The organism is Rhodococcus jostii NBRC 16295, from assembly GCF_001894825.1.
Lineage (GTDB): Bacteria > Actinomycetota > Actinomycetes > Mycobacteriales > Mycobacteriaceae > Rhodococcus_F > Rhodococcus_F jostii.
On the sequence record NZ_BCWY01000064.1, the window covers coordinates 12,243 to 37,947 of the forward strand.

General features: G+C 65.6%; 14 protein-coding genes. 11 read left to right on the plus strand and 3 right to left on the minus strand.

Annotation, left to right across the window (positions count from 1 at the left end):
* Window positions 1-152: 152 nt before the first annotated feature.
* Window positions 153-287 carry a hypothetical protein gene (locus tag RJ1_RS48015; RefSeq protein WP_255284917.1) on the plus strand — a complete coding sequence of 45 codons (135 nt, stop codon included), beginning with the start codon at window positions 153-155 and terminating at the stop codon, window positions 285-287.
* A gap of 134 nt (window positions 288-421) precedes the next feature.
* Here RJ1_RS48015 and RJ1_RS49490 read toward each other — a convergent pair whose 3' ends face one another.
* The gene (locus RJ1_RS49490) at window positions 422-595 is read right to left on the minus strand and encodes a hypothetical protein (protein WP_465270211.1); all 174 of its coding nucleotides are present in this window, start codon (window positions 593-595) and stop codon (window positions 422-424) included.
* 566 nt (window positions 596-1,161) lie between these two features.
* Here RJ1_RS49490 and RJ1_RS31405 point away from each other — a divergent pair.
* Window positions 1,162-1,752, plus strand: coding sequence for a uracil-DNA glycosylase family protein (locus RJ1_RS31405; RefSeq protein WP_338049548.1), 591 nt, complete (start codon window positions 1,162-1,164; stop codon window positions 1,750-1,752).
* A 346-nt stretch (window positions 1,753-2,098) separates the two neighbouring features.
* On the opposite strand, the gene RJ1_RS31410 is transcribed toward RJ1_RS31405, so the two are convergent.
* A complete protein-coding gene (locus RJ1_RS31410; RefSeq protein ID WP_073366408.1) occupies window positions 2,099-4,648 on the minus strand; it encodes a DEAD/DEAH box helicase in 2,550 nt (849 codons plus the stop codon).
* On the minus strand, window positions 4,645-5,592 hold the full coding sequence (locus RJ1_RS31415; RefSeq protein ID WP_073366409.1) for a HamA C-terminal domain-containing protein: 948 nt from the start codon (window positions 5,590-5,592) through the stop codon (window positions 4,645-4,647). The genes RJ1_RS31410 and RJ1_RS31415 overlap by 4 nt, the downstream gene beginning before the upstream one ends.
* A gap of 811 nt (window positions 5,593-6,403) precedes the next feature.
* On the opposite strand from RJ1_RS31415, the gene RJ1_RS31420 reads away from it, so the two are divergent.
* The 9 genes from RJ1_RS31420 to RJ1_RS31460 all read left to right on the plus strand — a co-directional run bounded on the left by RJ1_RS31420 (window position 6,404) and on the right by RJ1_RS31460 (window position 25,676).
* Window positions 6,404-6,721, plus strand: a complete 318-nt coding sequence (locus RJ1_RS31420) for a hypothetical protein (protein WP_073366410.1) — start codon at window positions 6,404-6,406, stop codon at window positions 6,719-6,721.
* A gap of 248 nt (window positions 6,722-6,969) precedes the next feature.
* Window positions 6,970-7,398, plus strand: a complete 429-nt coding sequence (locus tag RJ1_RS31425) for a helix-turn-helix domain-containing protein (RefSeq protein WP_073366411.1) — start codon at window positions 6,970-6,972, stop codon at window positions 7,396-7,398.
* Window positions 7,395-7,832 carry a hypothetical protein gene (locus RJ1_RS31430; protein ID WP_073366412.1) on the plus strand — a complete coding sequence of 146 codons (438 nt, stop codon included), beginning with the start codon at window positions 7,395-7,397 and terminating at the stop codon, window positions 7,830-7,832. Before RJ1_RS31425 ends, RJ1_RS31430 begins: the two co-directional genes overlap by 4 nt.
* A 71-nt stretch (window positions 7,833-7,903) precedes the next feature.
* Complete coding sequence (locus RJ1_RS31435; RefSeq protein ID WP_073366413.1) at window positions 7,904-12,019, plus strand: protein kinase domain-containing protein; 4,116 nt, start codon at window positions 7,904-7,906, stop codon at window positions 12,017-12,019.
* Window positions 12,019-15,615 (plus strand): BREX-2 system adenine-specific DNA-methyltransferase PglX, encoded by a 3,597-nt coding sequence (pglX, locus tag RJ1_RS31440; RefSeq protein ID WP_073366414.1) that lies wholly within the window; start codon window positions 12,019-12,021, stop codon window positions 15,613-15,615. The genes RJ1_RS31435 and pglX overlap by 1 nt, the downstream gene beginning before the upstream one ends.
* Window positions 15,615-19,451 carry a DUF6079 family protein gene (locus tag RJ1_RS31445; protein WP_073366415.1) on the plus strand — a complete coding sequence of 1,279 codons (3,837 nt, stop codon included), beginning with the start codon at window positions 15,615-15,617 and terminating at the stop codon, window positions 19,449-19,451. Before pglX ends, RJ1_RS31445 begins: the two co-directional genes overlap by 1 nt.
* The gene (pglZ, locus tag RJ1_RS31450; protein ID WP_073366416.1) at window positions 19,448-22,267 is read left to right on the plus strand and encodes a BREX-2 system phosphatase PglZ; all 2,820 of its coding nucleotides are present in this window, start codon (window positions 19,448-19,450) and stop codon (window positions 22,265-22,267) included. The genes RJ1_RS31445 and pglZ overlap by 4 nt, the downstream gene beginning before the upstream one ends.
* Window positions 22,264-23,556, plus strand: coding sequence for a BREX system ATP-binding protein BrxD (gene brxD / locus RJ1_RS31455; RefSeq protein ID WP_073366417.1), 1,293 nt, complete (start codon window positions 22,264-22,266; stop codon window positions 23,554-23,556). Before pglZ ends, brxD begins: the two co-directional genes overlap by 4 nt.
* Complete coding sequence (locus RJ1_RS31460; RefSeq protein ID WP_073366418.1) at window positions 23,553-25,676, plus strand: DEAD/DEAH box helicase; 2,124 nt, start codon at window positions 23,553-23,555, stop codon at window positions 25,674-25,676. The genes brxD and RJ1_RS31460 overlap by 4 nt, the downstream gene beginning before the upstream one ends.
* The last annotated feature ends 29 nt before the right edge of the window (window positions 25,677-25,705 follow it).

Here is a 25,705-nt window from a genome sequence, read left to right on the forward strand (position 1 = left end):
ACCGCGGTACGGGCTCGTTCACCTAGACCTTCCCTTGATCACCTTCAGAACGCCCCGAAGGGATCACGCCGAGACGGACAGCCCCAGATGAACAGCAGGAAATTCAGCAGCGGATCGCATCGCTCACGGTGACGCCCGGGAGGAAGTGTGTCATGGTGTTCGAGAGATTCTCCGATCAAGCCCGTTCAGGTGGTCGCTCCTCGCCGCCGGCGGCGCCGCCCGCACCCACCATGCTGGTCGGGATCTTCGACGCCGGCGGCCCCGGAGCGGCAGCACTGACCTCATGAGGTATCACCGCGCCGGTACTCGAGAGCAAGCTCGGGGGCGTCAGCTCACCGGCGGGATCCGCCCGGCCGCGGAGCACAGCCCATTCACCCCCAAAGACGAAAGGTTATAGAGGGGCAGCCTTCGCCAGACCGTCCTACTCGGGCACGAAGAAATCGGCACCGACCATCTCCTCCTGGCCCTGCTCCACGACCCCGCCTCCACCGGCGCCCAAATCCTCACCGACCTCGCACATCCGGCTCAGCAACGACGAATACACCCGCGCCCAGACCGCCGGCCAGAACGTCGAAACCTGGCTCCACGACCGCATCACCGGCGCCCTCGAACAACCCGAATAACAGGGTTCAGTCCGGGATGAAAACACCTCCATCGACATGAAGATCCACGCCACCACGGAACCGTCATCAGCCCGCACGCCACCACTACAACCGCTGGGACCGCCCAACTCACTCAATACCCCTCCGGCGGCGGATCAGACCCGAACGAAGTGAAACAACGGTGCGGATGCCCCCCGCGGCTGCACAACCTCGTCGAATTGCTGCCACAGCATCACCGTCGGCAGGTAGCAGAACAACCCCGACAGCAGACCGGCGATGCCACGCACCGAGTTCGGTTTCGCGACGTGGGATACCCGCCTCAGTCTGGACGTGCCGGACGAGTCAGTGCCGCGTTGTCGGAGAACACCTTGAACACTCGCCGGGTGTCACTGCGCGCCACAGTTCAACGCTGATATGACCAATTCGGGTGCAACGCCAGACTGCCGACCGAGAATTGCGCCTTCTGACCACACTGTCGACCTCCTATGCCATCGTGTCCGTTATGCCCAACTACGGTGACAATCGCCTCCCTGAGCACCTGTCTGCGAAACGAGCCCGAGTGTGGGAGCCGCACGTCGCGCCGATCAATCACCTGGCCGACCAGATCGCCGATGCGGAAGGCATCCCACGTGGTCACGTCCCCTACGTCGATCCAGACTCGGGCGGGATACTTGCACGGGCGTTGGTTCTACTAGACAATCCGAGCCGGAAGGCCAAGGCCGGCAGCGGATCGGGTCTGCTGAGCCTGGACAACGACGACCGCACTGCATGGACCTGCCGGCTTGCATACGAAGCGGCTGGTGTCGACCGGAGGTCTGTCGTCCACTGGAACGCATGTCCATTTCCCACCGCAAGCAAGAAATCCGGATCTCTCGACTCGGAGCGAGCACGCGCCGCCCGCTGGACACGCGATCTCGTCACCCTCTGTACAAAGCTTGAGTTTGTGCTGCTGCTAGGTGGGCCCGCACGCGACGGATGGCGCCGCTCCGGATACCCCGGCAACCTCATCGTGATCGGTCAAGATCGCGATATCCCTCACTGCTCGGGACAAGGCCTCGCCACGGCTGACGCCAAGCAACGGTTCTATGGCGCGGTCGACGAGCTCGCCGGGCGCCTGCAGAATACTGAAAAAGGGCTTGTTGGAGGGTGATCAGTTTTCGTTCGTCGGCGGATTCGAGTGGCATAGGCCGCGCGTCGATGATCAGAGGTAGCTTCCTGCCGCTGGCTCACGTCAGAATCGTCACCCGGCGAACGGTCACGAACGGTGATGGCGCGCCGGGTACGCCGCACCGACTCGCCCGCGACGATTGACGACGCGATGCCACCACCGCCTCGTACGCAACCACCACATCGATCTGAACTGAGGAGTTCGACTCCGGTTTTCACGTAGGCATCAGACCGCCGCTCACACCGCCATTAGTCTTCACGTTCCGTCGACACCCTCTGGCGCGTTCGCACTTGCGTAGTGCCGAGCCTGCCACCCAAAGCCTCCCGACTCACGCCTTATCCGGGAACGCTGACTGGGCAGCAATGAGGTCGAGGATCTCCTTCTGAATCAGGACCGGGATATCCATGCCTTCGATGTTCTGATGCCTTAGCCAGTCAAGACTTTCAGATGACGTCCAGTTGTCGGCAGTGACGTATTGCGAAAGGGCGATCGTTGCCGTGCGGGACATACCTAGAGACATCAGAACCACTTCGCTCGATCGCGAAACGCCGAGTTCGAGAAGCATCGTGATGTCTTGACCATGCCCGACATCGTGAACGCCTCGTTCTGCAGCATAGACAGCGAGCACGTCCGAGTAGCAGGATAAGTACTTTGGCGCTTGGAACCGGGCAACTGTCTCGATGTCTGACAATACGTCCCTGATTGCCCTGGCGATCGGAGTATTCCCGGTGGCGCGCTGTTCTATCAAGCGGGCGAGCGGCATGCCCTGCATCCAGTTGACGACCAGGTTCGCAAGCTGCCATTTACGTCTGTCTGGCTTGCCAGGCTTTGGAGGCCGCCCGAATGCCGTTGTCATAGTCTGGCCGATTAACACAAGAGCGTCCTGGTAACGCTGTCTGGAGTCTTGCTCCTCCGGCAGTGGTAGCGCAAGTTCGTGGGGGTCATGTTCGGTCTCCCTGAAGCGCTCAAGAAGGCGTTGCATCGCAATCGGTGAAATGCCAGCATGCCGTGGGATGAGGTCGTGTGGGAACTGGGCGTCATCAACAGAGCGCACGAGGGCGCGTTGGAGTTCGAGTCGCTCAGACTGAACCGTCATTCGTTCCAAATGGTGCGTGATGTCCCGACCGGAAGAGTACTGAGCTGCCAGATAGGCGAAGAGGATCTCGGAGGCCGGATCTGATCCGACGGCAAAGTCACTGCGGGCGTATGCGATAAGTGGAGCCGCATCTCTAAGGCCATGATGCGTCGCGAGCTTTAGGTCGGAGCGGCGCCTCACCGTTGGCAGGTTGGGCCAAAGGCTCTCATCGTCCGTGTCGACGCACACGATGTTGCCCTGGAACTCCTTGCCCCACCGACCTGCGCGGCCTGCGAGGTTCCAAAAGTCAGCTTCAGATAGGGGCTTGCCGCGCCCCTTCTGCGGGTTGCGCATAAAGATCGTGCGGCATGGAAGATTAACACCTTCTAGAAGCGTGGAGGTGCAGACGAGGAACTCGATTTTTCCTTCACCGAAGAGTCGCTCGATTTCTGATCTGATGGTGAGAGGCATATTGCCGTAGTGGAACGCGATACGCTTGGCTAGAGCATCAGCCAGGCTGTACTTCGGGTGGACAGCGGTCCGCACCAGCTCTTGAAGGTTCTCGATCTCCTCATCTTCCGCTACCTCGAGACGAAGGTCGGCGATGTTCTTGGCTACTTTCTCAGCATCGTCCGCGCCATTGACGTAAACGATGTTGCCGCCACCGTTACCACCGAGTGCGTGCGCAACGTATGCAATTCTCATCGGAACCCGGGTGGCACGCTGCTGCAACTTGAAACTAGCGACTTGGTGTGCCTGGCCCTCATCCACCAGGGATACCACCCTGTTAGCTGGTGCCCGGTGCACCCCCTCGACACGGAGGAGGTTCTGGTTAACCGTCACGGCTTCGGATGTCGTTGCCTGCGATCGGACTGTGGCTGGCTTGTCACTCAGGAGAATCGCTGGGTTTGCACTGAGCGGGCTGGCGAAGATCACCTGCAGTGCCGGTCTGTCTTCGACAGCGCGATCCAGAACTTGTTGGAGCAACACGCCTCTCTCTGCGCTACCGAGCCCTTGGGCTTCGTCAACGAACAGAAGATCAATCTCGAACGGATGGCGCGACTGCTGTATTAGGTGTAGCCGCTCTTGCGTAAGGACAAGGACGCGCCGTCGCACTCTATCCAGGTCCGGGTCCCATGGCATCACAAAAACGCCGGTTGAGGCGGGCACCGCTTCACGAAAATCGGCCGATACCTCTTCTACGAGCGCGCGAGTGGGTGCGAGATAGACGGCAGTGTATCGGTCGTGCTGTCGAATCTGCTCCAGAAACCACTCACGCACGATCCTCGATTTTCCAGCGGACGTAGGTGCGGAGACACTCACCCAGTCATAGTCCTCCGCCCCTTTCCAGAAATCACTTTGGAAAGAGTTCACCGCGAGGTTCTCACCTGTCGATAGCGGAATCGATAGCTGGAGCCGTTTCCCGATCGTCTCTAGCCGAAGCAATGGAGGGAGTTGTTTCCAGAGACCCTTCTGGACAAGATTGCGCGATTCGGCAAGCTCCACCGACCGGTGATTGCCGACCCGGTCGAGGAGGGCTGTGGCAGCACTCTTGTGGGCCTCATCAGAATCGTCGAGGGAGAGACAGGCGGCGGCGACTCGGAGCACGGTATTCTGCGCGCGCTCCGTGGGGACAGATGATAGGGCGCTCGCACACAAAAGTGCATAGTTCCAATCGAGCGCAGCGGGCTCGTCGTCCATCGCGATCATAGGGAACTCGACGTGGAGTGTCCGCAGTCGGATCGACCAGATGATGTCACGGAATTTCTGGGATTCAAATACAATCTGCGAAAGATCTGTCACGACACACCCAGCTTCTTCCTGACCATTTTCCGCAAGGTATCGACGTCCGGAAATGGAATACAGAAAACATCGATGTTCACTTTGAGAAGGGAATTCAATTTGATCCTGTCCAGGATTGCCTTATGCCATCTCTTGACTGCCTTCGCGATCTCAGCTGATTGCACATCAGCAATCTTCTTCATGTCCGGGTAGATTGAGTGGTCGAATCCGATAAGACAGACACCGTTCCAGCGCACCTGGAGGGCCTTGGGGTTTGTTTCGTCGAAGTACTGCAATAGATGCACAGCGAGGTCGCTCTGTTCGATGTTTAGGTTATCGCGCACTAGCAGGAGATCGCGGCGACGCGCTTCACCATCAGCACCGAGAAATGGCCCAATACTCTCGAAGCAGTCCGTAAAGGCATCCGAACTTGACTTGTAGAGCTTCGATTCGCCCCAGTAGAGGTCGAGCACGCCATCATCGCCAAGTTTGGCGTGGACCCCGTCGGAGCCGTGAACGTGGACGTTACTGTTGGTCTTCAGTGACATCTTAGCCAAGAGTTGCGGGAGTTCAAGGACTTGTTCCATGAGGAGAAAGAGAAGCAGCTCACCTCCTTCGCCGGTACCATCTCCGTCGACGAAGAGTTCCCTCGCTTGCTGCTCAAGCCTGGAGAAATGGCTGGTAGATCCAGTCTCTCGGAGATGCTTGAGCGCTTGTTCGATACGCGATCGCGGGATGCAGAAGTCCATCGCGGCGCGCGCCATGGCGGTACCTAGCAGTTCGACCGCTGGGTTGCCATTCGCATCGGCGGCGAGGAAGTGAGTGCGTACCGTCGCGGTTGTTCCTTCGAGGGGCATCGGGACGTCGTACGCGACCAGTAGATGAAGAAACTCGTTCGGGTCTCCTCGTACGAGGCCGCCGAGGATGCCTGCGAATAGGTGTTCGGCAACTTCAGTGTCACTCATTGATACCTTCCGATCGCTGCGTTTAATGAAGACGGGCGAACTCAGGCTGAGTCGCCCCGGCCCCGGCGGCTGATCGCCCAATGTCCTGCGTTGGGCAGTCTGTTCTGTGAGCAGCGACGTATTGCGTGACGTCGAGCGCGGTGGCCGGGATCGTGTCGAGCGCGCTATGCCCCCTCCAAGAACCTCACGACGGTCCTCCGTCAGCGGCGCACGAGAAGCCCGCAATCTCATAGAGGCCGGCCGGACGTCCCGATCCCGAAAGGAACTTGTCGTCGTCGATACCGGCCGAACTCATCGCCGAGCCCCGCGCAACAAATCAACCTCACGAGCGAGGCGACTCCGCAGGGACACTTTTTGAATCTTGTTGATCAGCTGGTCAAGGACGTTGGTGCCGTCTGCCATGTGGTCCTCTCCCAGTTCAAGGCCATCGAGCGGTTCGGTCCCGAGCAGCCTATTGGGAGCCGCTAGCTAGCGCGACGGCGGGCTAACCGGAGGCCACCATGGTTGCCTCCTAGCGCGCCAACGAAGCACGGTATCCAGTCCCGCCGCGCCGCAACTGCTCCCGGCGTCGCCGACGCCAAATCAGGTGCACTCAGACCGCCGTCATGAACCCTCCCGCTATTTCACAGCTCCGATCGCGCAACACACACCGCGAGTGCGTCATTCACTCAGATGACAGTGCGCGTCATTCACGCAAATGACGCCTACGGCCGGATAGCGAGAGCGCCGCAGGACCTGTCCCCTACGTCTGATTTGATACGCCACGAAGAGGCTCTCCTCTTCGTCTCACCTGATTCGAGGAGTGCTCCAAATGACGGTCGTGCTGAGCTTCTACGTTGTCGTCGCTGTTGTCTGCGCCGGGATTTCCGCAGCGATCGCCAACAAGAAGAACCGGGACACGCTGGGCTTCCTCGTCATCGGATTCCTCTTCGGTCCGATCGGCGTCCTCGTCTCGGCCGTTGTTGCACAAGGGCGCGCGCCTGCACCCGAAGGATTTGTTGCGGTCACCTGCCCTCGTTGCAACACCGACCAAAACGTCACCAGGGACGAGCCGAAATTCGAGTGCTACCAGTGCAAAACCGAATCCCGCGTAATGGAAGCGGGTGGCGACATCGTGGTCAAGCGTTAAGCACGCATTGAGTCAGGCGGTCGGCGGGAGAGCCAAAGGCGGAAGGCACCCGAGGAGGAAAGCAGCGAGATTTCCGCCTGTCTTTCTCGAAACGCCGACCACGATGTGGCGGGACATCCACTCGTGCGAGGAGCAGGAACCGCCGCGGTATCGGCGAACGAGGGACCCACTCCTGCTATTCTTGCGTTATAAGTCAAAGCAGCAGGTCAGGCCAATGCAGAGGGAGGTGCGTAGCGATGATTCCGGGGATGGAGAACACCGATGCGACGGACCTTCTTGGCGTCGACCTCGCACGCGCCCAGAACCAACTGGTCCGGCGACTACGGGAACGGCGAGTCGAACTCGGGCTCTCCGCATCACAGGTTGCCGAACGCATGGATGTCGACCCTAGCGTGGTGTCGAGATTCGAACGGGGCGGAACCAACGCGACCTTCGCCACTATCCGGCGTTACGCGAAAGCGGTCGAGGCGATGGTGACCTATGAGGTCTGCTCGCGGGAGGAGCATCGAACGAAGACGGTGGGCGCACGGACCGACGCGCTCATGGCGACCTGGTCTGCTGGCGAGGTAGAGGACCCAGCGATGAGTGCGGCGACGAAACTGCCTGTTCCGTCGGCCACCGTGCTGCACCGCGAGTTCTCGCCGCATGCTTTCCCGCCTGCGACTAAGTCCGCATGACCGCTCAGCTCACAGCGCTCACACTGCGCCACGTCGATCCCGCGAAGCTCCTACTCGAACGTGACTACCCGCAGAACGATGCGCCGCCTTCCTGGTATGAGGGAATGTCCGAAGGTTCGGCGACAGTGCGTGGATGGACCAACGGAAGCGTTCTCGCGACGCTGGAAACACGGTTCCATCGCCCCGACCTCATGTACGTCGGGGTGGCGGTGACCGGCCTCTACGCGAACGACGAGCAGGCGGCGCAAGGCCATCAAGGAGACGTGGACTCCTCGACACTCGACGAGGCCACCGACGATGAGAAGTCGGCGTTCATCGAGCAGGCCCTGATCGATCTCTACCCGATGTTGCGCGCTGAACTGCAGATTCTGTCGGGTCGCTTCAGCGGAATTCCGGGTATCTCACTCCAGCCGACCCCGTCACTGAATAGCTGACCGCATGTCCCACACAACTTTCCGCGACCCCATGCCCGGCCGCGACTTAGACCCGAGAAGTAGGCGGTGACGTGGCGACGCAGGACGATCGTTGGATCGAGGTCTCGAAGTCGGCCTTTGCGCACGAAACCGCAGGGCTCGAGATGCTTCGGGGCCTGATGCCGAGTGCCTCCCCATACCGGGCGTGGACCAACTTCGAGTTCATGGACAACCACGGCCAGTGGCATGAGGTCGATGCCCTGGTCTTGGGCCGGCGGCGTCTGCATCTGGTCGAGCTCAAACACTTCACGGGCCTGCTGCGGGGCACGGAGACGAGCTGGGTGCGCACCACCCTGTCCGGCAAGACCCGCACCCAGCGGTCGCCCCTGCTGATCACCCGCCGCAAGGCGCAGCGATTGGCGACGCGGATCGAGGAGGAGGCCCGCAAGGTTGCGCGGGAGTACGACCTCAACGAAGAAAAGGTCCGTCGAGCGCTGCCGTTCGTGCAGGAGTCGGTCTTCCTGCATGGTTCGCCGTTCCGCACCGATCTTCCGGAGCTCGCGAAATCGAGCCTGTTCGGCCCCGACGGCGCCGAGGGTGAGACGGGTCTGCCCGGCATTTCCACGCGCGTGCTCGAGCCCCCGACCGGCACCCGGCAGGTCGACGAGGACCTCAGCGTCATCATCGCGTTGGCGCTCAAGAACCTCGGCATCGCGCGGCGCACCGAACGTGATGCCGGGTCGTGGACGATCACCGGCACACCGCTGGCCACCGGTGAGGACTGGCAGGAGTGGGCGGCCACCCACAAGGGCACCGACGAGCACGGCCGGGCCCGGATCGTCTCGTTCCGCCGCGGCACCCCGTCCCATGCGCGGGCCGCGGCGCACCGGCGGATGCAGCGTGAGTACTCCCTGCTCAGCTCGCTGCGGCACGAGTCGATCGTGGTGCCGCGGGATCTGGTGCAGGACGACGACGGCAACACCGTCCTGGTCTATCCGGAAACGCCCGGGTTCGAGCCGCTGGATCTGGCATTGGCGACGCGCACACTCACCGCGGAGCAGCAGCTGCTGATCCTGACGCAGATCGCCGAGGCGCTGGCCTACGCGCACCGAAACCACGTCGCGCATCGCGGACTCGGGCCCAGCACCGTCCTGATCGACACCGACGCCCTCGACGTCGACACCGTCAGGGTCCGCCTCACCGACTGGTCGTGGGCGGGCCGCGTGCACACCGGCGACACCCGTTCGGCGACGATGCTGGGGACCTCCGTCGCACCGGGCGGCGCCCCGGCGGACGAGGTGTATCAGGCGCCGGAGGATCGGTGGGCCGCGGACGCCGACCGGTTGGCGTTGGACGTGTTCTCCCTCGGTGCGCTGGCCTACTTCCTGCTCTCGGGTGGTCAGGCCCCGGCCCGTGATCGTGCGGCGCTGCTCGAACGGCTGCGGCAGGAACAGGGCCTGGACCTGGCGGCCGCGGAGGGCCGGTTCGTCGACGAGCGACTGCGCGCCCTGGTGTTGCATGCGACGCAGCCCTCGGTGTCCAAGCGGGTGGAGGCGGACAAGAAGACGGGCCGCCCCGGATTCGGGGCACACCAGTTGGCCACAGCGTTGGCTGAATACGGGCACGACCGGCAGCTGACCCCGCAGACACCGGAACCCGATCCGCTCAATCCGGCCCCCGGGGGCCTGCTCAGCGGCCGGTTCGAGGTGGTCCGGGTCCTCGGCGCCGGCTCCACCGCCCGCGGGGTACTGGTCACCGACCGCGACCACGACGACAAGTTGCGAGTCCTCAAGGTAGGCCTGGACGAGAGCGCCACCGCCCGGCTCCGAGACGAGGCGCAGGTACTCACGCAGCTGGCGGCCCAATCCCCGCCGGTCTCGGGTGTGGTCGAACTGATAGAAGGTCCCCTGCAGCTGGCAGCGCGGCGCACCGCGCTGCTGCTGAGCAACTGCGGCGAGCAGACCCTCGCCGACGTGGTGCGCTACACCCCGCTCGGGGAGGCGCAGCTGCGCACCTGGGGTCTCGAGCTGCTCGACGCGGTGGTGGCGTTGGATTCGGCTGGCATCACGCACCGCGACATCAAGCCATCAAATCTCGGGCTGTCCCGTCAGGAGGGCAAGTCCCGGTCGGCGAAGGCACGGTTGGCGCTGTTCGACTTCTCACTCTCGCGTGCCCCGGTGGAGCAGCTCGACGCCGGCACCCCGCCGTACCGGGATCCGTTCCTGGGAACGGGGATTCGTACCGCCTACGATTCGGCAGCGGAACGCTATTCGGCGGCAGTGGTGCTGTACGAGATGGCCACGGCCACCACCCCCACCTACGGGGACGGAATGAGCGATCCGCGGGTGCTCGACGACGACGTGTCGGTCACGCCGGAGGATTTCACCGCGGGCGGGCTGTCGCGCACCCGCGCCGAGGCCCTTTCCGGGTTCTTCCGCACCGCTCTCGCGCGCAACGTCAAGGATCGGTTCGACACCGCCGCCGCGATGCGGCAGGCGTGGGCGGAGGTATTCAAGGCCCAGGCCACCGAACCGACCACCGAGGCAAAGCCGCCGAAACCGGAACCCACACCGGCGCCGCCGATCGCCGAGACATACACCTCCCTTGGGGCGCTGGCAGCCGAGTTCGCCCGGGCTGCAGGCAGCAAACCGACTGCGGTGCGCCGGCAGGTGGTCGAGCTGGTCCTCGGCACGCACGCGCAGAGCCCGGACGATCCGTTCGTCACCTACCAGGTGCTGGCGCCGCTGGCCGGGGTGTCATCGGGGCGGATCGCACAGATTTTCGGCGAGTTCACCGACCTGTGGGCGAAGAACCCGCAGTTGTCCGCAACGGTGCGAGAGCTGTACGGGCGTGGTCAGGCACTGCTCGAATCCTCCGGCGGCGCCACGACCCCGGACCTGCTGGCCCGCGAGCTCGCCAGCGTACTGGCCACCGACGGTGTGGCCGATCCCCAACGCATCTCCCTCGGTGTGGTGCGGTTGCTGCTCGCGTCCGCACCGGCGACAGCCGCCGATACCGAACCGGGCACCGACACAACGCTGCACCTCGTGCGCCGGCACGGGTCGGGCACGGTCGCGATGATCTCGACCGCGGCGGTGCCGCGCAAGCTCCCCGCTGCGTTGGCGGCGGGCGCGGAGAAGCTGGTCGACGAGGCCCTCGCGCAGGGTTCGCTGCTAGTGACGCCCGCCCAGTCGGAGCTGCCGCTGCGCGCGGCGGCCGCGGCAGTGCTCGATGTGGCACCCGCGGAGGTGGAGATCCCCGGGCACGCGCTGCTGCGGATCGCCTCGACCGCATCGACCGAGGTCGCCCTGTCGGCGCGGGACGAGCTGCATGCCGGCGCCCTGCCGATCGGCGAGGCGTTGAAGATGCTGCTGCGCGGGTTGTCGACGTCCGACTCGTTCAACCGCGCTGAGCTGGAAACACGCGTCGCGGCGCGGTTCCCGGCGTTGACGAAGTCGTTGCCGCGGCGCCCGGAACTGGACGCGGTGGTGCAATCGATAGTTCCGGACATCCGCTGGAACGAGGCCGCGATCCGCTACCAGTTCGACAATGTCGAATCCCCGGCTTCGTATGTGCCGACGCGGCACACCCGCACCGCACCGATGCCACAGCGCAGCCGCGGCACCACCGACACCGAGTTCGTGTTGGCGTCGAGCGTGCGGGAGCACACCTTCCGGGCGCTGGGGGTGCCGATGGGAAGCTCCGACGCGGTGGCCGCGGCGCTGGCAGCCCGGTTCGGAGCACGCCACCTCGACGTGACCGAGCTGCTGCTCGGGGAGTTGCACCGACGCGCCGAGACGGCGGGCATTCCGTGGGAGGTGATCCTCGCCGCGGACGCAGGTGCCGCGACCGATCGCGAAGGACTGAAGGGCTTTGTTTCACAGGCCATTCCGGCACTGGTCGACGCAGTGAATGCGGCGGGCGGGCCGGTGGTGTTGACGGACCTTTCGACGCTGGCCGCGTACGGGCACCTGCACGTCGTGCGCGAGTGGGCGGATCTGACGTCACCGCCGCCGCACGCGGTGTGGGCGCTGGTGCCGCAGCCGGAGGAGTCGGGTGGCCGACCGGGTGCGCGGGTGGACGGCACCGCGCTGCCGCTCAACAGTCCGGAACAGTTCGTGCAGGTGGACGAGATCGAGGTGACCGCCCTCCTGGCCGCCGCTCAGTCCACCGACGGTTCAGATGAAAATACGAAGGAGCACGTCTGATGGCATTGGCCACCAACGCCGGAGCCCAATTGACGGCCGCATTGAAGCCGCAGCTGGTCATGCTGGTCGACGACATGCGCGCCCGCCTCGAAGCCGACACGAATGAGCTCGAACGCTGGCGTACCAACCATCGCGAAGCCGTGCGCGAGCAGCGAACCGCCGGCTCCTGGACCGATTACCTCGAAGAGCAACTCACCCAGGCCGCCGTCGGCTGGCTCCTCACCAGCGTGTTCGTTCGATTCTGCGAAGACAACCTCCTTCTAGGCGACACCGCGGTGTGGATCGCCGGACCCGACTCGATGCTGCGCCAGCGTGCCGTCGACGCCGAGAACGCCTTCTACCGCGACCACCAGGACCTCTCCTACCGCGAATGGCTCGCACAGTCCTTCGACGCACTACGCAGCCATCCCGCCACCGAAGCCCTGGTCGACGGACACGCCGCCCTCAACATCTACGAACCGTCCTCCGACGCAGTGAACTACCTATTGGCGTTCTGGCGGCAGACCGACGACAACGGCGAACTCATCTGGTCGTTCAAAGACGAGTCCCTGGGCACCCGGTTCCTGGGCGACCTCTACCAGGACCTGTCCGACTTTGCGAAGAAGAAGTACGCACTGCTCCAAACTCCGGAGTTCGTCGAAGAATTCATCCTCGACCGCACCCTTGAACCTGCCCTTAAGGACCGGCCCCTCGAGGGATTCAAGATCATCGATCCCACCTGCGGGTCCGGGCACTTCCTGCTGGGCGCCTTCGCAAGGTTGGTCGAGCGCTGGCACCACCACTCCCCCAGCATGGAGTTGCGCACCCGCGTCGATAATGCCCTCGCCTCCGTTTATGGTGTCGATCTCAACCCGTTCGCCGTGGCCATCGCCAAGTTCCGGCTCATAGTCGCCGCACTACAGGCGTGCGGCGAGAAGTCGCTAGTCAACGCTCCCAAGTTCACCCTCAACCTCGCCGCCGGAGACTCGCTCCTCCACGGCCCTGAGCAGGGCGGTGCACAAGCTTTCGATTACGGCGACAATACCTTCGACAAAGATGCCGTCACGGCTGGATTCACCTACAGCACCGAAGACGCCACCGTACTACGCAGGATCCTCGCACCCGCGCAGTACGACGCCGTCGTAGGAAACCCCCCGTATATACAGGTCAGCGACAGGGCACTGAACGCCCGGTACCGCGAGATTTACCATCATTGCAAGGGTCAATACGCGTTGACGGTGCCGTTTATGGAACGGTTCTTCAACCTCGCCATAACCGGTGACCGCTCCGGCTGGGTCGGACAGATAACGTCCAACTCATTTATGAAACGCCTCTTCGGTGCCTCATTGATCGAGGACTATCTCGCCAAAAAGGACCTACGCCTCGTCGCCGACACCTCCGGCGCCTACATACCCGGACACGGAACCCCCACTGTGATCATCATCGGACGGAATCAGGGCAAGATTCACGACACCGTCCGTGCAGTCCTCGGAATCCAAGGCGAAGCGGGATCGCCCGACATCCCCGCCAAAGGAAGAGTCTGGACATCGATCGTCGAGCACATTGACCAGCCCGGATTCGAGGACAATTGGGTTTCGATCACCGACTTGCCCCATGACACGCTATGCCGGCACCCATGGAGTCTCAGCGGCGGCGGGGCACTTGAGTTGGTGTCCGCTATCGAATCCGTCGCCTCGAAATCAATCGGTTCGGAATCCGAAAGCGTTGGACTATTTGCCGTTACGCGTGAGAACTCTGCGTATGTGGTTGGCAGACCACGACTACGCCAGCAAGGCACCAGCCCTAACCTAATTCGCCCACTGGTCGACGGCACCGGGATCCGGGACTGGCAGATCGAGTCGGAGATCGACTGCCTATTCACATACAATGACCGGGGCGAAGCCCTGTCCGACGCCGCGACACTTCGAATGCTCTGGCCCATGAAGCAACACCTGCTGATACGCAAAGCTCTGTCTGGAACACAGCTTGAGCAGGGACGCGAATGGTGGGAGTATTCACAGCTGAATGCCAGGCGTGTGGCTGGTGAATTCCTGCTGATCTTTCCTCTTGTGGCGACTCATTCGCATTTCTCACTCGCCCGGAAATCCGATCCTGCAGTCTTCATACATTCCGCGCCGGTGATCAAGCTGCCAGAGGCGGCGACCGAGGACGATCATCTGAGATTGCTCGGTACCCTCAACAGCTCAACCGCGTGCTTCTGGCTCAAGCAGAACAGCCACAACAAAGGCAGCACCGTCGACACTAAAGGCGCGCGTACAACGCTATCTGAGTGGGAGAACTTTTTCGAGTTCACCGGCACCACCCTCAAGGACTTCCCACTCACCGCCGCGGCTCCACTCGAACGAGCCCGCCGCCTAGACACGCTCTCGCAGCAACTCGCCGCGCAGGAACCAGCCACGGCGATCGAGATGAGCGGCGCGACCCAATCCATCATTGCCACCGCCCGCGCGGAGCACGCCCGTATTCGGGCATTGATGATCGCCGAGCAGGACGAACTCGACTGGGAGGTCTACCGCGACTACGGCCTTATCAACGACGACCTATCGCTCACTGTCGGTCAGGTACCGAGTATTGCGTTGGGTGAGCGCGCCTTCGAGATCGCCCTCGCGCGCAAAGTGGCGGCAGGCGACGCAAAGAGCGAATGGTTCGCTCGTCACGGCTCGACTCCCATCACTGAGATCCCCGCCCATTGGCCCGCCGACTATCGGGAACTCATTGAAAAGCGCCTCGCCGTGATCGGATCCAACCCATTCATCCGCTTGCTGGAACGCCCCGAATACAAACGCCGCTGGGCCGGTGATAGTTGGGACACCAAACTGCAACACGCTCTCAAGGGCTGGCTGCTCGACAAGCTCGAAGGGCCGCCCCTGTGGTTCACTCCGCAAGGCACTCCGCAGCCGCGCTCTGTCGGTGAACTTGCCGGGCAAGTCGAGAAGGACCCCGAGTTTGTTGAGGCTCTAGATCTGTGGGCAGGGAAGAAGGATGCCCCCGTCACCGCAACGCTGGTCAAACTGCTGGCCGATGAGGCCGTCCCCTACCTTTCCGCGATCCGCTACAAGGACTCGGGGCTGCGTAAACGTGCCGAGTGGGAACGTGTCTGGGATTTGCAACGCGACGAAGACGCCGGGCTGATCAACGCCAGCGACATTCCCGTTCCGCCGAAGTACACCAGCGCGGACTTCCTCAAGACTTACTGGTCGCATCGCGGCAAACTGGACGTGCCCAAGGAGCGGTTCATTGCCTACCCCGGTGCGGGCCGGGCCACCGACCCCACTCCGTTGCTCGGGTGGGCCGGCTGGGACCACGCCCAGCAAGGGCTCGCGTTGGCGACGATCTACGCCTATCGCGAGTCCGAGGGCACCGCCCTTTCCGAGTTGGTGCCGGTGGTTGCCGGGATCGCCGAGGTGCTGCCGTGGGTCAAGCAATGGCATTCCGGGGTGGACTCGAACCTCGGCGTTGACCTCGCGGAGTACCTCACCGGTCAGCTCGCCGAAAAGTCCGCCGCGGTCGGTGTTCCCGTCGACGACCTGAATAAGTGGCGGCCCGCGAAAACAACCCGCGGCCGCACAGCCGCCACCCGAAAGGCAGCACAGTAATGTTTCCCGGCGCCTCCACCACCTCCGCGCGCACACTGCGGGAGACCTTCGCGATTCCCGAATCGCACGGCACCAACGACTACGTGCTGCGGCTGTCCGACTCGGTCGCGGAGGATCGGCTCGCTGCCACCATCGACTCCTACGTCGTCACCCCCTCCCTCGCGGAGGCATTCGAGCGGGGATTGTCGGTGGTGGAGGAGGCGCTGCGCTCCGGGGAGAACAAGGCCGCCTACCTCGAGGGTTCCTTCGGTTCCGGTAAATCGCACTTCATGGCGGTGCTGCACGGCATCCTCGGGCACTCCGCGAAGGCCCTGTCGGTGCCGGAGCTCCAGCCGGTGATCACGAAGCACACCGCGCTCGAGCAGGCGACGATTCTGCGGCTGACCTTCCATTTCCTGGACGCCGACAGCATCGAATCGGCGCTGTTCGACCAGTACCTGCGGCAAATCACGCATTTGCATCCCGACACTTTGCCGCCGGTCCTGCATTCGGCCGGCGGACTGTTCGCGGACGCCGACAACCGCCGCCGCGAGGTCGGGGACGAGAAGTTCTTCGCCGCGCTCAACGGCGCCGCCGGACAACAGGGCGGCACGGTGAACTGGGCGGCGCTCGGCCAGAGCACCGGTACCTGGAATTCGGACAGCTACGCCGCAGCGGTCGCCCCGGACGCCACCGCGGCCGAGCGGGCACGACTGCAGCAGGTGCTGATCACCACCTACTTCACCAGCTACTCCCGCAACACCGATTGGCTGAACCTCGAGGACGGCCTCGCCGTCATCGCCGACCACGCCAAGTCCCTCGGCTACGACGCCGTGGTGCTGCTGCTCGACGAGTTGGTGCTGTGGCTGACATTCCTCATCACCGAACGCGAGCGGTTCAACAGTGAGGTGCAGAAGATCACCAAGCTGGTCGAGACCAGCCGCGGACGGCTCGCGGTGCCCATCGCGTCGTTCATCGCCCGCCAGCACGATCTGAGCCGGTGGGTCACCACCGGCCCGGAGGCCGGTGCCACCCAGCAGGCCCTCGAGCAGGCCTTCGTTCATCAGGCGGGCCGGTTCGGCAGTGTCCGGCTGGGCGATGAGAACCTTCCCTACATCGCCCACAAACGGCTGCTGCAGCCGTGCAGTACTGACGCCGCGGCCGCGCTGGAGACCGCGTTCACGCGCCTGGACCGCAACCCCAAGGTGTGGGATGTGCTGCTCGACGGCATTAACACCGACGATGCGCACCGCGGCTCCGATGCCGACGCGTTCAAGCTGACCTACCCGTTCTCCCCGGCCCTGATCGCCACCCTGCGGGCGCTGTCGGGGCAGATGCAGCGCGAACGCACCGCGCTGAAGGTCATGCAGCAGATGCTCGAGGACAACGCCGACCGGCTGACCATCGACAACGTCATCCCGGTCGGGGAGGCGTTCAACTACATCATCGACAGCGCCCACGCCACCCCGATCAATGACGCTGCCGCGCAAACCTTCAAGACCGCCCGCAGCCTGTGGACCGAGAAGCTGCGGCCGGTATTGTTCCGCAACGCCGGAGTCCCCGAAGAAACCGCCGACAAGGACGTTCCGGCCGGGTTGCGGGCCGACATCCGCATCGCCAAAACGTTGCTGATGTCCGCGGTGGCACCGAACGTGCCCGCGCTCGCCCAGATCGATGCCTCACGGCTGGCCTCGCTCAACCACGGCAGCGTCATCAGCCTCATCCCGGGCGATCAGGTCGGCCAGATCACCAACAAGGTCAAGCAGTGGGCCGCGGAGATCCCGGAGCTGTCCGTCACCGCCGACGCCAACCCGATCATCTCCGTCACCCTCGAATCCGTCGACTACGAGCGCATCGTCACCCGCGCCCAGGGTGAGGACACCGACGGCCGACGCCGGGAACTGATGCGGACCCTGCTCGCCGAGCACTTCGCGGTGATCGGTGCCGAGCACACCGTCGACAATGCGTTCCTGCGCACCAAGATCTGGCGGGGCACCGAACGCCGGGTGGAGGTGATCTTCGGGAACGTCCGCGACCACGGCTACCTCCCGGACGAGGCGTTCCGCCCCTCCCTCGACGGGGCGCTGCGGCTGATCGTGGACCTGCCGTTCGACGACGCCGGGCACACCACCGCCGAGGACCACGACCGTGTCGAGCAGTTGCTGCGCACCGGGCAGGACCGGTTCACCGTGGCGTGGCTGCCGAACTTCTTCCCCGACAAGGTCACCCGACAACTCGGCCGGTTGGTGATCCTCAACTACGTGCTCGCCGGGGATCGGTGGGCGTCGTACGCGAACGAGCTGTCCGAGGCCGACCGCGCCGCGGCGCGGTCGATTCTGCAGCAGCAGCAAACGCAGGTCCGGGGGCAATTGAACAATGCCATCCAGGTCGCCTACGGCGTCGCCGCCGGCGCCCGCTTCGCCGAGGGGCGGCCGCCGCTGCGGTCCCTGCACGCGGGGTACGCGGTGCAGCCGCCGATCGGCAACACCCTCGGGGAGGCCGTCGAGCGGCTGATCGTCGATGCCTTCGACGCCCTGTATCCGGACCACCCGGACTTCACCCCGCCGGACAAGCTGATCACTCGGCGCGAGGTGAACCTCGTGCTCACCCGATTGCGGGAGGCGCAATCGCAGGTGGACGGCCGGATTCCGCTCGACCGCGCAGAGCGCGATCTCACCCGCCGCGTCGTCGAACCGCTCAGCCTGGCCAAGACCAACGAAACCCATTTGATGTTCGGCAGCGAACACTTCACCGCCTGGCGCAGCCGCATCACACAGGAATTGTCCCGGATGGCGATCGATGATTCCGGAGACGTCGCCATCGAGGAGCTACGCACCGCCATCGCCGCCAGCGGGCCCAAGCGGGGGCTCACGGACGAGATGATCGATCTCGTCGCCGGCGCCTGGGCGGCGCAAAGCAAACGGTCCTGGTTCCTGCACTCCTCGCCCATCCCCGAACCACAAATCGGTGACTTCCGGCGCGGCACCACACTGCGACTCGAGCCGCTACCCGACCGGCAAAGCTGGCTCGACGCCTGCACCCGGTGGAAGGCGTTGACGGGGGTGAACATCAACGACTACCTCACCGCCACCAACCTCGCCTCGTTCGCGCAGCAGGTCCGGGACTACGCGGCCGCAGGCCGCGCCGACCGGTCCCAGCTGGTCGACATCCTCACCCGCGCATACCAATTCCTCGGCATCGAGACCGGTGAACGGCGCGACGTGGCGGTCCGCACCCACGAAATGTTCGACACGCACCTGAACCACCTCGACAACCTCGCCCTCGTCGAGGCGATCGCGGCAACCAAGCTGGGCGCCACCGCTCAGGAGGCGGGCAAGTCCCTGGCCACCGCGGGTGCGGTCGCCGAGGCGGTGAACCGGTTCTCCCTCGACAAGCTCACCGTGTTGCGCACCGCCGCCGAGATCAATGATGACCGTGGGCGGCAGGCTGCTCTCATCGTCGACGGGGTCATCGAGGCGTTCGAGGCGCATGAGCTGACCCGCCCGCTCGCGGAGGCGTTGCGGGTTGCTGGGGAGGCGCGCGATAAGTGGCTCGAGGCTGGGATCATTCAGCCCACCGGCGGCGGCAACGCCGGTGGCACCGGCGGCGGGACTACGACCGGCGGAACATCAGGTGGCACCACCGGCGGAGCCACGACCGGTGGCGGTTCCGGCGGAACCACGACCGGTGGCAGCTCCGGTGAGACCGTCGACGGCGACACTGGGGGCGGTCAGCCGGTGCGCTTGACGGTGCACGGCCGGGACGGCATCGCCGCCGTCGAGACGCGGCTGCGGCAGATCGTGGACGAGAATCCCGGCGCCACCTACACGGTCACCATCACCCGGGATCAGCCGTGACCACCGCCGTCCTTCCGGAGGCGGACCTCGCCGGCATCCGCAGCCTCATCGGACAACTGCGCGGCAAGGGCCACAGCCACGGGGTGATCGCCCTGGCCGTCGCCCCGGTGTGGGCCGGCGATCACGAGTTCGAGCTGGGCGGGCAGTCGGTGCGGGTGCGCACCGCCCCGAGTGTCCTCGCCGTGCGCGATGCCCTCACCGACCGCACCCAGGTCGACTGGGTGGTGATCCTCACCGATCGCAGCGCCGCCGAACTGCCCGCCGGGATCCTCGAGCACTTGGCGACCGGACGGCTGTCGAACCTCGATCCCTGGCCGGCCCTGCGGGAGCTGTTCAACGCCTCCCGGCAAGAATTCAACCTGCTCGCACTCAGTAACGAGGCCGCCCGCGCCGCACTCAGGGATCTCGACGACACCGCCGCGCCCGCACCTGGTGGGGTGCTCACCAACGACCACCTGTTCGCCGCCCTCGCCAAGGCGCATTTCGGTTTGGCGCCAGCGGAATACACCCCGCACCACGTGGCACTGTGGTCGATGGACCCGGCATCTACGGCCCGGTTCCAGGCCTGGCAGGACCGCACCGACCCGGTGCTGCTGGCGCAGTTCTATGCGTGGATCGAAGGGCGCCTCGGCCCGCTCGGTCCCGCGTTCACCACCGTGTGGCGCAGCAGCGGTCCCGCCCAGCTGATCCCGTTGGGGTTGGTCGCCGCCCTCCTCGGCGACGGCAACGCCGCCTCGGCGGCGTTCCCGGTCTCCCGGGACACCACCGTCAAGGTCCGCACCCTGCTCGAGGTGGAACTCGGCGGACGCACCCTCACCGAGGGCCAGCTCGCGGCGTGGGGGAACACCGCCACCCTGGCAGTCGCCGGCGCGGACGTGCCCGGGCACGTCCTGCGGCATGCCGAGGACCTGGTGCGCCGGCTCCAGGCCGAACCGCTGGTGGTGCGGTCGGACGTGCTGCCCTCCGCCTTGGCGCCGCGGGTTGCGCACTTCGCCGCGGCGCTCACCGCCGCGGTCGAGTCCGGTGACCTCGCCGCCGCCGAGAACGCGTGGGCGGATGTGCTGGCGCACCGCAGCGCCCGCGTCGACAGTCCCGACGCGCCCCGTGATGTGCGGGTCGGGGCCGCGGCGCTGCGGCTGCTGCGTTGGCAACGCCGCCAGCACGACACACCCAGCAGCCTGGTCGGGTGGTTGGACGACTACCGCACTGAATTGTCGTGGGTGGACGCGGCCGTCAACGGGGCGTTCGTCGGCGCCGACGACCCGACCCTGGCCGCAGTTGCCCACCGCATCGTCTCCGCCGTGCGCGACCGCCGGGCCACCTCCGATCGGCAGTTCGCCCGACTCCTCGCCACTTCCGGGGTCAACCGCAGCAGCGGGCCGCAGGCGCCGCTGCTGATCGAGGACGTGCTCGACAAGGTGGTGCGGCCCCTGACGGTGCCGCGGCCCGGGGCCACCGGGGCGTCGATCACCACCCCCACCGCCTCCCCGGTCCTGATTGTCGTGGCCGACGGGATGAGCGCCGCCGCCGCCAACGAGGTGGTCGCCGACGCCCTGCGCCGGCACCGCCCGCAGTGGCAGGAATGCCAGTTCACCGACGCCCAGGGGCTGCATGCGGCCCTCGCCGCCCTGCCGACGGTCACCGAGTTCTCCCGCTGCTCCCTGCTCACCGGGGCGCTCGCCGCCGGCCGGCAGGACCGCGAGCGCACCGGCTTCGCCTCGTGGTTGCAGGGGCATGCGCTGCGCGGCAGCGGGCAGGTGCTCTTCCACAAGGCCGACATGGACGCCGTCTCCAAAGGTCATGCCCTCGCCGTGGACGTCCGGGTCGCGGTCGAGGACACCAAAACCCGACCCGTGATCGCCTGCGTGCTCAATGACATCGATGACGCGCTGGACCGCTCCGATCCCATCGGCACCTCCTGGACCACCGCCAGCTTCAAACACCTCGATGCACTGTTGTCCGCCGCCGCGAACGTCGGCCGCACCGTGGTGCTGGTCAGCGACCACGGGCACGTGGTGGAACGGCGCGAGCAGCCCAGTGCGCAACGTGGGCAGCAGATCTCGGCGCGCTACCGGTCCGCGGCCGGGGTGGATCCGGCGACGCTGCCGGCCGACGAGGTGCTCGTGACCGGGCCGCGCGTGCTCACCGACACCCATCAGGCGGTGCTCGCGGTGGACGAACAGCTGCGCTACACCGGCCTCAAGGCCGGATACCACGGCGGCGCCACCCTCGCCGAGGCCGTGATCCCGATCGCGATCCTCGTCAACGGTGCGGTCCCCCAGCATCTGGGTCTCGAGGCACGTCCCATGTCGGTGCCCGCGTGGTGGGAGCCCGAACGCGTGGCACCACCGGAGTCCCGGCCCGTCGCCGCCCCGCCCACAGCCGGTGCCAAGCCGGCTGTGTCCGCGCCGCGGAAGAAGCCGGCACCCAAGCCCGCCGTCCAGTCCGACACCCTCTTCGACATGGGCACCGCCACCCCCGGACCCGCCACCGCCACCGCGGCCACCGGTGGGCGCAATCGGGTCGAGGAGCTGCTGGCCAGTCCGCTGTTCATCCAGCAGTACAACACCTTCCGTCCCCGGATCGACAAATCGGTGATCGGCCAGCTGCTCCAAGCCCTGATCGACGGCAACGGGCGCATCCCGCTGCCCCGGGCCGCGGAGATCCTTGGCGTCAAGGCGTTCCGCGCACGGCAGACCGTGGCCGCGCTGAGCCAGGTCATCAACGCCGACGGGGTGGTGGCGCTGAGCGAGAACGGCACCGAAGTGGAGCTGGAGGCGCCGCTGATGTTCGAACAGTACGAGGTGAAACCGTGAGCCTGTCCCCCGTCCGGCGGCGCGAAATTCTGCAGGCGCTGCGGCAAGGCACCGTCCCCTCCGGCAACCTCGACGTCCTCGCGGTCGGGATCGACAAATTCGCCCCCACCGTGACCGAGGACCTCGACGCCGTCGCCGCGGGCGGGGCGTTGTTCAAAGCGGTCCGCGGCGAATACGGCTCCGGTAAAACGTTCTTCGCCCGGTGGGCGGCGCAGCAGGCGATGCGCCGCGGCCTCGCCGTCGCCGAGGTACAGGTCAGCGAGCTCGAAACACCCCTGCACAAACTCGAAACCGTCTACCGCCGCACCACCGAATCGCTGCGCACCTCCGCGTTCGCGCCGTCGGCGTTCCGCAGCGTCCTCGACGCCTGGCTGTACGGCGTCGAAGAGGACGCGGCCGCCGCGGCCGGCACCTCCGAGGCCACCGCCGAACAAGTCGAAGCGTTACTCGAGTCCCGGCTCGCCGGCGTGGCCACCGCCACCCCCGTGTACCCGATGGTGCTGCGCGCCTACCGCGCCGCCCTCGAGCAGGGCGACGCCGCCACCGCCGACGCCCTGGTCGCCTGGCTGGGCGGGCAACCCCACGTCGGCGCCGCCGCCAAACGCGCCGCGGGGGTACGCCAGGACGTCGACCACTTCCTGGCCATGGGCTTTCTGCAGGGGCTCCTCGCAGTCCTCAAAGGCGCCCGCCACCCCGGGCTGCTGCTGGTGATCGACGAGGTCGAAACCCTGCAGCGGATGCGATCCGACAGCCGCGCGAAGGCGCTCAATGCGTTGCGTCAGTGGATCGACGAACTCGACTCGGGCCGCTACCCCGGCTTGTACCTGCTGATCACCGGAACCCCGGCGTTCTTCGACGGCCGCCTCGGTGTCCAATCATTGCCGCCGCTCGCGCAGCGCCTGCACACCGACTTCACCACCGACGCCCGATTCGACAACCCCCGCGCCCCGCAGATTCGGTTGGTGGGTTTCGACTTCGATCGCCTCGTCGAAGTGGGGGTGCGGGTCCGCGACGTGTTCGCCGACGGCTCCGAGGCGGGCGCTCGCATCCGCACCGTCGTCGACGACGCGTATCTTGCGTCGCTGGCCCATGCGGTCGCCGGCAAGCTCGGCGGCAAGGTCGGGATTTCGCCGAGACTGTTCCTCAAAAAGTTGGTGCTCGACGTCCTCGACCGGGTCGAGCAGTTCCCCGACTTCGACCCCCGCCAGCACTACGCACTCACCCTGAGCTCCGAGGAGATGACCGACACCGAGCGTCAGGCCGTCACCGCCGACGAGGTGGAACTGTGACACCGGCGGAACCCACCGGCGGGTTCGACCTGCTCAGTCCGATCATCCAACACCACGTCGTCAACTCACTCGGCTGGCACGGGCTTCGACCGCTCCAGGACGAGGCGGTGGCACCCATCGCCGCCGGCTCCGACGCGATCCTGCTGGCCCCCACGGCCGGCGGCAAAACCGAGGCGGCGATGTTCCCGCTGCTGAGCCGGATGGAATCGCAGCGCTGGACCGGAATCTCCGTGCTCTACATCTGCCCACTCAAAGCCCTCCTGAACAACCTGCAACCACGGATCGCCGGCTACTCGGACTGGCTGGGGCGACAGACCGCCACCTGGCATGGGGACGTGAGCTCGTCCGCTCGCGGCCGCGTCAAGAGTGAACGCCCCGATATCCTGCTCACCACCCCTGAGTCGCTCGAGTCGATGCTGGTATCCGAAAGCGTCGACGCCGCAATGTTGCTCGACGGCCTCCAAGCTGTCGTGGTCGACGAGGTCCACGCCTTCGCCGGAGACGACCGCGGTTGGCATCTGCTCGCCGTCCTGGCGCGCATCGAAAACCTGCTCGGGCGCCGGCTGCAGCGCATCGGCATGTCCGCCACCGTCGGCAACCCCGACGAGCTACTCGGCTGGCTGCAAGGCGGCGGCACGAAGTCGGGCCGCGTGATCGCCCCCAGCGTCGGAGACAATGCTGCGATCGTCCCCGACATCACCGTCGACTCGGTGGGCAGCGTCGAGAACGCCGCGAAAGTCATCGCCACCCTCCACGCGGGCGAGAAACGCCTCGTCTTCGTCGACTCCCGCAGGGGCGCCGAAGAGCTCGGCGGCGCCCTGCGCGAACGTGGGATCACCACCTTCGTCTCCCATTCGTCGCTGTCCGCCGCCGAGCGGCGCGAATCCGAGCAGGCATTCGCCGAGGCCCGCGACTGCGTCATCGTCGCCACCTCCACCCTCGAACTCGGCATCGACGTCGGCGACCTCGACCGCGTCATCCAAATCAACGCACCCCGCACCGTCTCATCGTTTCTGCAGCGCCTCGGCCGCACCGGACGCCGCCCCGGGACCAGCCGCAACTGCCTGTTCCTGTGCATCACCGAGGACGCGGTACTCGACGCCCTCGGGATGTTGCAATGCTGGTCGACCGGATGGGTCGAGCCCGTCGTCGCGACGCCCGAGCCGCGGCACATCGCGGCGCAACAGATCCTTGCCGCAGCGTTGCAGACCCGCCGGGTGCCGCTGGCGGACTGGCAACACGGCTGGGGATCGCTGCCGCTCTTCGATCAGACCGCACCACAAATCATGGAGCACATGCTGGCCGAGGGGTTCCTCGAGCAGGACGCGGGGAGCGCGTTCATCGGACTCGAGGCCGAGAAGCACTTCGGCCGCCGCCATTTCATGGAACTGCTGGCAGTGTTCACCGCGGCACCGGAATTCACCGTCCTCGCCGGCCGCAACGAGATCGGCTCCATCGAGACCTCACTGCTCACCGAACAGGTCGAAGGCCCGCGCGTGCTGCTGCTCGGCGGCCGGTCCTGGCAGGTCACGCACATCGACTGGAAGCGGCGCCTCTGCTACGTCGAGGCCAGCACCATCACCGGGAAGGCGAAGTGGAGCTCGATCCCGGACGGCGCCTCGTTCGAGATCACCCGGGGAATCCGGGACGTCCTCCTCGGCGCGATACCGACCGGTGTCACCCTCACCCGGCGCGCGGTGGCATCGCTGGACAGCATTCGAGATATTCGTGCCGAGACCGTTGCCGACGGAGCATTCATCATCGCCCGCGACGAACGGGACGACTGGAGGTGGTGGACCTGGGCCGGCGCGAAAGCGAACCGAACCCTCGGTGCCTGGATCCCGTCGCTGGTGGTCCCGCGGCAGATGTCCCGAGCCGATTCTCTTCGTCTCCACCGGGACCTGTCCGTGGCTGAGATCCGACAAGGATTGGCCGCGGCGCGCGCGGCGACCTCCAGTCGCCCGCTGCCTGCCGTCGACAACGGTGCGCTACGCGGACTGAAATTCTCCGCCGCACTCCCCGAGGACCTTGCCCGGCGGACCCTGGCCGCGCGGCTGGTCAATGAGGGCGGGGCTCAGATCGCACTCGGCGAGGTGGCGAGGATTTCGGGGACGAAGTGACCGGTACATCCTCAGGCGCGTTGGCGCTG

What these genes read in the sequence shown, in the direction of transcription:
- RJ1_RS48015 (WP_255284917.1), top strand. Translation starts at nt 153, where the DNA reads ATGGTGTTCGAGAGATTCTCCGATCAAGCCCGTTCAGGTGGTCGCTCC.
- RJ1_RS49490 (WP_465270211.1), bottom strand. Translation starts at nt 595, where the DNA reads ATGCGGTCGTGGAGCCAGGTTTCGACGTTCTGGCCGGCGGTCTGGGCG.
- RJ1_RS31415 (WP_073366409.1), bottom strand. Translation starts at nt 5,592, where the DNA reads ATGAGTGACACTGAAGTTGCCGAACACCTATTCGCAGGCATCCTCGGC.
- RJ1_RS31420 (WP_073366410.1), top strand. Translation starts at nt 6,404, where the DNA reads ATGACGGTCGTGCTGAGCTTCTACGTTGTCGTCGCTGTTGTCTGCGCC.
- RJ1_RS31425 (WP_073366411.1), top strand. Translation starts at nt 6,970, where the DNA reads ATGGAGAACACCGATGCGACGGACCTTCTTGGCGTCGACCTCGCACGC.
- RJ1_RS31430 (WP_073366412.1), top strand. Translation starts at nt 7,395, where the DNA reads ATGACCGCTCAGCTCACAGCGCTCACACTGCGCCACGTCGATCCCGCG.
- pglX (WP_073366414.1), top strand. Translation starts at nt 12,019, where the DNA reads ATGGCATTGGCCACCAACGCCGGAGCCCAATTGACGGCCGCATTGAAG.
- RJ1_RS31445 (WP_073366415.1), top strand. Translation starts at nt 15,615, where the DNA reads ATGTTTCCCGGCGCCTCCACCACCTCCGCGCGCACACTGCGGGAGACC.